The 9241-nt window shown below is 27.6% G+C and carries 10 protein-coding genes; 7 read left to right on the forward strand and 3 right to left on the reverse strand.

Features of this window, described 5'->3' with window-relative positions; all coding sequences use genetic code 11:
• Nucleotides 1–71: 71 nt before the first annotated feature.
• Together CD129_RS01530 and CD129_RS01535 are read right to left on the reverse strand one after the other, a co-directional pair.
• Nucleotides 72–1070, reverse strand: coding sequence for a replication initiator protein A (locus tag CD129_RS01530; protein ID WP_115337979.1), 999 nt, complete (start codon nt 1068–1070; stop codon nt 72–74).
• 298 nt (nt 1071–1368) lie between these two features.
• Entirely contained in the window at nt 1369–1593 is a 225-nt protein-coding gene (locus CD129_RS01535) for a hypothetical protein (protein ID WP_115337978.1), read from the reverse strand.
• Nucleotides 1594–1751: 158 nt separating this feature from the next.
• Here CD129_RS01535 and CD129_RS01540 point away from each other — a divergent pair, with 158 nt between their 5' ends.
• From CD129_RS01540 to CD129_RS01575, 7 genes are all read left to right on the forward strand, one after another.
• Nucleotides 1752–2651 (forward strand): ParA family protein, encoded by a 900-nt coding sequence (locus tag CD129_RS01540; RefSeq protein WP_002485060.1) that lies wholly within the window; start codon nt 1752–1754, stop codon nt 2649–2651.
• Nucleotides 2641–2949, forward strand: a complete 309-nt coding sequence (locus tag CD129_RS01545; protein WP_002485057.1) for a hypothetical protein — start codon at nt 2641–2643, stop codon at nt 2947–2949. Before CD129_RS01540 ends, CD129_RS01545 begins: the two co-directional genes overlap by 11 nt.
• A gap of 143 nt (nt 2950–3092) precedes the next feature.
• Nucleotides 3093–3275 (forward strand): hypothetical protein, encoded by a 183-nt coding sequence (locus CD129_RS01550; RefSeq protein WP_002485059.1) that lies wholly within the window; start codon nt 3093–3095, stop codon nt 3273–3275.
• 69 nt (nt 3276–3344) lie between these two features.
• Nucleotides 3345–3602, forward strand: a complete 258-nt coding sequence (locus tag CD129_RS01555; protein ID WP_115337977.1) for a hypothetical protein — start codon at nt 3345–3347, stop codon at nt 3600–3602.
• A 61-nt stretch (nt 3603–3663) separates the two neighbouring features.
• Nucleotides 3664–4407 carry a hypothetical protein gene (locus CD129_RS01560; RefSeq protein WP_115337976.1) on the forward strand — a complete coding sequence of 248 codons (744 nt, stop codon included), beginning with the start codon at nt 3664–3666 and terminating at the stop codon, nt 4405–4407.
• A gap of 256 nt (nt 4408–4663) precedes the next feature.
• Complete coding sequence (locus CD129_RS01565; RefSeq protein WP_115337975.1) at nt 4664–6763, forward strand: AAA family ATPase; 2100 nt, start codon at nt 4664–4666, stop codon at nt 6761–6763.
• A 462-nt stretch (nt 6764–7225) separates the two neighbouring features.
• Nucleotides 7226–7771, forward strand: coding sequence for a hypothetical protein (locus tag CD129_RS01575; RefSeq protein ID WP_115337974.1), 546 nt, complete (start codon nt 7226–7228; stop codon nt 7769–7771).
• Nucleotides 7772–8226: 455 nt separating this feature from the next.
• Here the strand turns inward: CD129_RS01575 and CD129_RS01580 are convergent, their stop codons facing one another.
• On the reverse strand, nt 8227–9048 hold the full coding sequence (locus tag CD129_RS01580) for an alpha/beta fold hydrolase (RefSeq protein ID WP_018615965.1): 822 nt from the start codon (nt 9046–9048) through the stop codon (nt 8227–8229).
• Nucleotides 9049–9241: the final 193 nt, after the last annotated feature.

Below are 9241 nucleotides of genomic sequence, written 5' to 3' on the forward strand. Positions count from 1 at the left end.
CCTTGTTAAATTGTTTATATCTGAAATAGTTCATACAGAAGACTCCTTTTTGTTAAAATTATACTATAAATTCAACTTTGCAACAGAACCTTATTGTCCGACATATTCTTTCTTCTCATATCTGCTGAATGTAATTCTTCAAGTTCAGTTAAAATCGTTTGCATTAAATATCCTTGCATTGACTTGATTGTTTCTTTTTGGCCTTTAACTCCCCTATCATGGATAGCTTTTTTAAGTCTTTTTAAAGAAATTAATATTTCATCTTCAATATGTTCTAGCATATAAAAATTATCATCATGATTTGAATTAAAAGATTTTTTTGCTTTAAGAATAACGGCCTTTATGATTTCTAAATCTCTATAATCATATTTTAATAAATAATTAGTTAGTTGCTCTGGAAATTCTTGCAGTAGTATTTCTTTATAATCTTTATCATCAAAATTATGTGTAAATTGATTTGAATGATTTGAATGAATACTAATATTATTTTTGTACTCTATATCATTCAAGTCATTCATATCATTTAGTTCAGTATTGCTAAATTCAGTATTGTTAAATTCAGTATCATTAGATTCGGTTTTTCCGACTTCTTGAACTCGGTTTTTCCGACTTCTTGAACTCGGTTTTTCCGACTTCTTGAACTCGGTTTTTCCGACTTCCTTGCCACTACTGCTCTCAACTGTGTTTTCTTGCTTTTGAATTTTATAAATATCATCTTCTGTAACTTCTGGTTTCACTAAATAAAGTTTATTTGTTTTATTTAAACCCTGTCTTTCTTGTAGTAATAATTCGGCTTCAATAAGTTCTTTCTTAATTTTAATGACCTTATCTTTTTTACAATTTAATATAGTTTGCAGGTTCTCATTTTTGTAATAAAAGAATATATTACCTGTTTTAGAATCAATCCAGCCATTTTTAATTGATAAATCTAAACGATCTCTAAGAATACCCCATGCCATTTTCGCATCATTGGATATTTTAATATATTTTGGATTAGTAAAAAATACTTTCGGTATTTGATAAAACTTTTCTCTATATTCCTCATTTACGTTGTAAAGTTCCATTGTCATAATAAAAAACCTCTTTCCGAATTTTAGTTTGGTAAGAGGTAATAAAACGCTTTTATTTAGCTTTACATTTATTTAATGATTTAGGTGCTTGCACTAAGAAGTTATTCATTATATAATACAAGTATAAATTTGATATTAAATAAACGTCGGCTAAACGTTTTATTACCTAAGGGCAACTATTTCCAGTAGTTGCTCTTTTTTCATTTCTTATAAATTAATAATAACATGTTGTTGTTATTTGTAAAATTTATTTTTAAATCTACTTGCTTTTTTCCCTCTTTATAGACTTAATTCCAATTTAGTCTTTCCCGCTTGCAAAAAGCATTGTTGTAAATACTATGAAAATCAAAGATACTAATGTTCCTAATAGAATAAAGATTGCTGAAACGATATTCCACATAATAAATAGTGTTTTTTTGACACCACCCCACCAATTCATTTTATCAATAATGAATGTAGCAAGACTTATGAGTAATACAAATATGATTGTAATAGAAATCATTTCAATAGGTTCTATATTCATATAAACTCCTCCCCTGCTAGTGAATATTTATTTATTGCTTATAGTATATACTATAAATGTAAATTACACAAATGTAATTTACACATGTATAATTTACATTTGTGTAATTTACACATGTGTGATATGATATAACTATATTCAAAAGGAGGGATAGTATTATGACAGAAGTAATATCAATAAATAACTTTAAAGGTGGAGTATCAAAAACATCATCAACTGCTGGAATTGCTTATGTATTATCTGAAATTAAAAAGAAAAAAGTATTAGTTGTTGATTTAGACCCTCAAGCAGATGTTACTGATCTATTATTAAAAACATTTAAAGAAAACAATAATAGTTTATTAAATGAGATAATGAATTCTAATAATATTGAAAGTATTTTAGATGAAAAAGAAGATGAAATACTAGATTTACTTTTAAGAAAATCAACAGATATAAATGAAAACGATTTGTACCATACGTTGAAAGAACAAAAACATTTAAATGAATCAATAATAGAATTGAGTAATAATTTATCAATAGTACCATCAGATTTTAATATGATTGGTTATCCATATTTATTAGAAGATTTAAAACTCAATAGAATTGATGGTGCAAAATACTTTGATAGCTTCTTAGAAGAAGTAAAAGAAGATTATGATTTTATATTAATAGATACACCACCTACATTATCTGATTTTGCTAATAGTGGAATTTATTCATGTGATTATAGTTTGATTGTTGTACAAACTCATGTAAGAAGTTTTAATGCAGTAGAAAAACTTATAAGTCATTTATCTGATTTTCGAGATTTACATGATAATGATTTTGATATAGTTGGAATTTTACCCGTTATGTTTAAAAATCAAGGTAAGATAGATAGCTTTATTATAAAACTACTTAAACATGTGTATGGAAACTATGTATTTGAAAATAAAGTGATGCAAAGAGAAAGAGTTAAATTTTGGGATGCAATAGGTATTCAAAATGAAGATATGCATGATAGAAATGTACTTACAATGTATGAGAATATTGCAGATGAATTATTAGAGAAAATGAGGGATCGTAATGGAAAATAAAGAAGATAGCTTGTTAAATAAAAAAAGAAATAGAACTAACAATTACGAAAATACAATGTTAGATACTTCTGAAAGATATAGTGTTTTACCTACGCATAGTTTAAGAGTGAAAGGTACTATTCATAGTAAGGCTGTAGCACTAAAAAAAATTGGTCTATATGATAATTTAAATGACGTTTTGGAAGCAGCTTTAGAGAAATTCATTGAAGATTATTCTGATAGTGAAAAACAAGAAATAAGAGAGCAAGAAAAAGAAGAAAATGAACAAAAGTTAAGACGAGTAAAAAACAAAAAATAATGTGTAACTTACACAAATGTAATTAACACAAAGAAAAAAGCCGTAGGTATTCTTGGCAGACCCTACGACTAAAGCATTTATAAAAATACTTACAACATTAGAATAATTTATAAATGCCTATAAATCAATAGGAGGCGTTTAAAGTGATTGAAAATTACGTTGAATGGTTTTGTGAATTTATCAATGTTCCATATGAAACAAATGAAACATTAGAATTATGGATAATTAATAAGAAGCAAAATAGAAATTTTGAAATAGAAATTGTATCTGTGGTAGAAACCGACACAAAACAATTATCATTATTTGATTTTGATATTGCTATTTGATACGTGTAAGATACACAAATGTAATTTACACATGTGTATTTTACATTTGTGTAAAATGGAGGTTTGGATATGAACAAAAACTCGTTTAAATTTGCTACTGCAAAACAACATAATCTTGCTGAATCAGTTAAAGAGAAAATAATCGGCGATTTAAAAAATATGGACAATATAAATAAATTTAATCAGATAGCAAAAACTAATTTTGAAAAGGAAGAATTAATAAGTTTCTATAAAGAAAAAGATGATTTTAAATATTTTATAGATCAAAGAAATATTAATACAGAAGCTGTAATAGTATCAGCAATGATGAAGTTAAAACGTAAATGAGGTACTATTTCAATATGATGATAACGACCTATTATGTTAACTAAAGAAAAGGATAAAAATTATGTTGGATAATATTATAGCAACACCAACTGTTATAGCTGCAATAGTAGGTGGCTTACTGGTTTTAATAGGTAATAAAAGTAATAGCACTTTAAAAATGAAATCGGAAATAGAAGATTCAAGAATTGAATGGATCCAAAATGTGAGACAAGTAAATATTAATTTAATTAAAGCTTTTTATAATTTCATAAGTGAACAAAATTTTTATAATGAAAAAATGCATGATATAGATCAATCATCTGAAATAAGAAGAGTTTTATTAGAAGGATTGATTTATGAAAAAAATAAAGAAAATAATAATGTAGAGTTATATGAAACTCAAATATCGAATTTAGAGAAAAATATTAAAGAACAAAGTACACTATTGAACAACAAAAAAATAGAAAGAACTAAAGCTATGTACAATATACTTGCTTCTATTGAAGAAATGAAAAATCTATTCCCGAAAAACAAGTATAAAATCAATAAAAGAAAGATAAAGTTAAAAGGAATATTTAAAAGCAAGCATGTTTTAGTGGCAAATGAAAGTCATGACATAGTACCTGCTTTAGACAAATCAATTAGTAATATAGATATATGTCGTACTCTGGATGAACTAAAACAAAAAATTGAACAATCCTATAAAAATAATGAAGCATTACATGAAAGTGAATTAAGTAATTACACATCATTAATTAACGACTATTTAAAAATAGAATGGGAAAAAGTTAAAACAAGAAAATCATACAATAAAAATGTATTATAAACATCATCAAAAATGATCAATTTTGATTCTTTAATCTAGACAGTTATAAAAAGTAAATTTTTTTAAATAAGTTTAACAATACACTATAAGAGGAATAATACATGTAGGAATTTAAATTTAATTAGCAATTGGCATTAAAGAATTAGCTTTACACATATAATAAATGAACTAATTAATTAATTTATTATTGATTCGAAGCATTCATGATTTAATTGTTGTCTTAAGTATTTCTAAAATTTCTTATGAGGTGATATGTATGAGTAATGGATTTTTCAATGATGATTTTGATTCAATTTTCAGAAAAATATCCCAAGATATGCAAGAATCTGTTAATAATGGTAATAAAAAATATTATATCAATGGTAAAGAGGTTTCTCCCGAACAATTAGCCCAATTACGACAACAGCAACAACAAGGCGGAAATTCTGCTGAGCAAAGCGCGCGTGCATTTCAACAATCTAGCACTCAAGGACAAAATGATGAAAGTAATTATTTGGAACAAATTGGGCGCAATTTAACACAAGAAGCACGTGATGATTTATTAGATCCAGTAATTGGTCGTGATAAAGAAATTCAAGAAACTGCTGAAGTCTTAAGTAGACGTACTAAAAACAACCCTATTTTAGTTGGTGAAGCTGGTGTAGGTAAAACAGCTATTGTTGAAGGTTTAGCACAAGCCATTGTTAAAGGTAACGTACCAGCATCTATTAAAGATAAAGAAGTCATCTCAGTAGATATTTCTTCCTTAGAAGCTGGCACACAATATCGTGGCGCTTTTGAAGAAAATATCCAAAAATTAGTTGAAGCTGTTAAAGAAGCGAAAAATGTTGTATTATTCTTTGACGAAATTCATCAAATTATTGGTTCAGGTTCAACTGGCGGTGATTCTGGTAGTAAAGGGTTATCAGATATAATTAAACCTGCATTAAGCCGTGGTGAATTTTCAATTATTGGTGCAACTACACAAGATGAATATCGGAATAATATTTTAAAAGATGCTGCGTTAGCACGTCGTTTTAATGAAGTACTTGTTAATGAACCAAGTCCTGATGACACTTTTAATATTTTAAAAGGTATCCGTGAAAAATTTGAAGAACACCACCATGTTGAATTACCAGATGACGTATTAAAAGCTTGTGTAGATTTATCAATTCAATATATTCCACAACGTTTATTGCCAGATAAAGCTATTGACGTACTAGATATTACTGCAGCTCACTTGTCAGCACAAAGTCCTGCAGTAGATAAAGTAGAAATTGAAAACCGCATTGCACAATTACAAGATGATAAAAGTAAAGCCGTGAGTAATGAAGAGTATAAAGAAGCTGACAAATTCCAAAATGAAATTAAGGAACTAGAAGATAAATTAGAAAACAACAATGGCAAATATAATACTAAAGCTACTATAAAAGACGTGTCTGACTCAATAGAACGTTTAACTGGTATTCCTGTATCTCAAATGGATGCAAGTGATATCGAAAGATTGAAAAAAATCAATAAGCGTTTAAAAGATAAAATTATTGGTCAAGATAAAGCTGTTGACCTTGTTTCTCGTGCAATTCGTCGTAATCGTGCTGGATTTGATGAAGGCAACCGTCCAATTGGTAGCTTCCTTTTCATAGGTCCTACAGGTGTAGGTAAGACAGAACTTGCAAAGCAGTTAGCAATTGATTTGTTCGGTAGCAAAGAGGCATTGATTCGCTTAGATATGAGTGAATATAGTGATCAAACAGCTGTATCTAAAATGATTGGAACAACTGCTGGTTATGTAGGTTATGATGATAATTCAAACACATTAACAGAGAAGGTTAGACGTAATCCATATTCAGTTATCTTATTTGATGAAATTGAAAAAGCGAATCCACAAATCTTAACTTTATTATTACAAGTTATGGATGATGGTAACTTAACTGATGGTCAAGGTAATGTCATTAACTTTAAAAATACAATTATTATTTGTACTTCTAATGCCGGCTTTGGTGACGGCAATGAAGAATTTGATGATATTATGGATGAAATGAAAAAATTCTTCCGCCCTGAATTCCTTAACCGTTTCAATGGTATCGTTAAATTCGAACATTTAGATAAAGATGCATTACAAGACATCGTTAACTTATTATTAGAAGATGTTCAAAAAACATTAGATAAAAAGGGAATTACAATGAACGTTACACAAGATGTCAAAGATTGGTTAATTGACAAAGGTTATGATAAACAAATGGGTGCGCGTCCGTTACGTCGTGTTGTTGAACAAGAAGTACGCGACAAAATCACAGATTACTACTTAGAGCATACGGAAGTAAAACATGTAGATATCGTACTTGAAAATGATGAAGTTATAGTTAAAGGTAAATAAACTGTTATACTAAACACAGTAATCTATATTAAAAAAGAGTCTGGCACATAAATACCAAAAAAACGGCAGTAAGATAGTTTCGAATTGAAAATTATCTTACTGCCGTTTTCTATTTATCAAGTAAAATGTTTTTGCCACTTTTTATAAATCACTTAAGAGTAAAGAAATTCTTGTATATTCAAGGTTGTTTAAAGATAAGCGAAAATAATTCATACAAAGAAAAGATTAGAAAAATCATAAATAACGTTCTAATTTTTTATACCAAAATAGCTTCTAATAAATTTAAGAGATGGAAAAGTTAAAGTAAAAAAATTGATAATCTTCATTAATTTTACTCTCCCTATTTTTAAAACCTGAATTACTAAAATGATAACGCAATTATACATCATTTATTTTATACTATTAACTATAGCTTGTATAATATAGATAAAGTAAAACTAAGTTATTATAAGGAGGAATTTAATGTTAAATATTTTACAAGCAATTGGTTCAATTGGAACATTTATTATGGCGATTTTATATTTAGTTTCAGTAATGGTACAAATAAGACAAATCAAGATTTCTTTTATACCATTCTTGGCCTTCGATCAGATTATTATTGAACAAACTGACCGTTTGAAATTGAAGAATATAACTGAATCTGATACTGACTATGTAAATACTGCTTTTAAACTACAAAATTTAGGTGGTGGGACTGCTAAAAATATTGATATAAAAGTTTATTTAGATGAAGATGAAGATGAAAATAAAGTTTTACAAGAAAAACATATAAATATTTTGCCTAGTAATAAATTTTATTTAATGCCTATTAATAAAAAGGCGTTTGAAGAGTTTGAAGATACAATTAAAAATAATGGCTATACAACTAATATGTATATAAATATAAAATATTTTAGCCAAATCTCTAAAAAGCAAAATAGTATCACATATAGAGTGAATATTGAGGAGTTTGTTAATTTAGATGATAAAGATTTGTATGAAATGACATTTGATACTTTTAATTCATAAACCATAGTGAATTTCAAACGACAAGTATTTAGTATTTCTAAAAACGAGTGAAATATCATACTAAGGAGAACAAATCATGAAAATTAGTAAACCACTTAAAGAAACAGGTTGGACTGAAGATGAGATTCATAAAAGACTAGATTCTATTATTTAAGAAGATAATATCGATGTGACAGAGATAGAAGATATAGACGAAATAATAGAGGAATAAACAAAGCCCCATAATGTGGTGAACCCAAAAAGTTGAACTTTTTATTAAGCTATTTTCATTAAAGCGAGATTTCTGTATTCTACAGGAGTCTTGTTTTTTAATAACAACACTCTGAACCATTTATTTAATCCCCCATCTTAATTAATTTTATTTTTTCAACTTTCCATTTCTAATTATATTGTTTACATAATAAAGTGTTATAGTTATAGGCAGTTAAATTGTATATATTATACATTTCTATTGATTAATTATTAGAGCTATCAGAAAAGAATTCTGAAATTAACTTAAAAAACTGTTTTGGAGATTCCAGGTTAGCTAAATGTGTAGTATCAGGTATTATAACCTTTTTTACATAAGGGAGTTCTCTACTCATTAAATCAGAGATATCATGAAAATCTTGAACGTCATATTCACCATTAATAACTAATACAGGTATTCGGATACTTTTTATTTGTAAGATATTATCTTCCGGCTCTATTTCCTCGTAAGGATAATCTGGTTCAGGTTTAGTTAAAAATTGCATCTGCATATCAACAACTAATTTTTTCACTGTTGGATTGATATGTTCTGAGCTCCTATTTCTTAATATCCAAGTTTTATAGTTAAACTGTGCTGTTTCTTCTATTTTACCTTCTTGTAATAATTTTTCTTCTTCTTCTTCATATTTTTGTAGGAAAGACGAATCTTCCCATCCACCTATAGCTGGAGACAAAAGCGCTAAACTTAGACACTTTTCTGAGTTCTCTAAATAAAAATCAATAGCTATTTTTCCACCAAATGAAGCTGCTAAAATATGTGTACGTTTGATGTTTAGATGTATAAGTATTTCATTAATAATATTGCTATAAGAATAATTTCCTCCTGTAAAATCACTTAAGCCGAAACCAGGAAGGTCAACCCTAACTACTCGATATTTTTCTGATAATAAATGAAATTCTTTGTCCCACATACGTGAATCTGCAATTCCAGCATGAATTAATAATATATTTTCACCATTACCTTTTGATTCAAAATAAATATTAGCGCCCGTGGCGTTATAAGTACCTTTAACTTCATTTATTTGCATAGTATACTAACCTCCGAATTATAGTCATAATTAATGATTCCAAATGAATATATAGTATTCATCAACTTAACATAATTAACTATTATCAGAACCTATACGAACATCTGGTTCTGTTGCAAAGTTGAATTTATAGTATAATTTTAACAAAAAGGAGTCTTCTGTATGAACTATTTCAGATATAAACAATTTAACA

Source organism: Mammaliicoccus fleurettii (assembly GCF_003970575.1).
GTDB lineage: Bacteria > Bacillota > Bacilli > Staphylococcales > Staphylococcaceae > Mammaliicoccus > Mammaliicoccus fleurettii.

Coding starts and splice junctions, on each gene's coding strand:
- CD129_RS01530 (WP_115337979.1), bottom strand. CDS start 1,070: ATGACAATGGAACTTTACAACGTAAATGAGGAATATAGAGAAAAGTTT.
- CD129_RS01535 (WP_115337978.1), bottom strand. CDS start 1,593: ATGAATATAGAACCTATTGAAATGATTTCTATTACAATCATATTTGTA.
- CD129_RS01540 (WP_002485060.1), top strand. CDS start 1,752: ATGACAGAAGTAATATCAATAAATAACTTTAAAGGTGGAGTATCAAAA.
- CD129_RS01545 (WP_002485057.1), top strand. CDS start 2,641: ATGGAAAATAAAGAAGATAGCTTGTTAAATAAAAAAAGAAATAGAACT.
- CD129_RS01555 (WP_115337977.1), top strand. CDS start 3,345: ATGAACAAAAACTCGTTTAAATTTGCTACTGCAAAACAACATAATCTT.
- CD129_RS01560 (WP_115337976.1), top strand. CDS start 3,664: ATGTTGGATAATATTATAGCAACACCAACTGTTATAGCTGCAATAGTA.
- CD129_RS01565 (WP_115337975.1), top strand. CDS start 4,664: ATGAGTAATGGATTTTTCAATGATGATTTTGATTCAATTTTCAGAAAA.
- CD129_RS01575 (WP_115337974.1), top strand. CDS start 7,226: ATGTTAAATATTTTACAAGCAATTGGTTCAATTGGAACATTTATTATG.
- CD129_RS01580 (WP_018615965.1), bottom strand. CDS start 9,048: ATGCAAATAAATGAAGTTAAAGGTACTTATAACGCCACGGGCGCTAAT.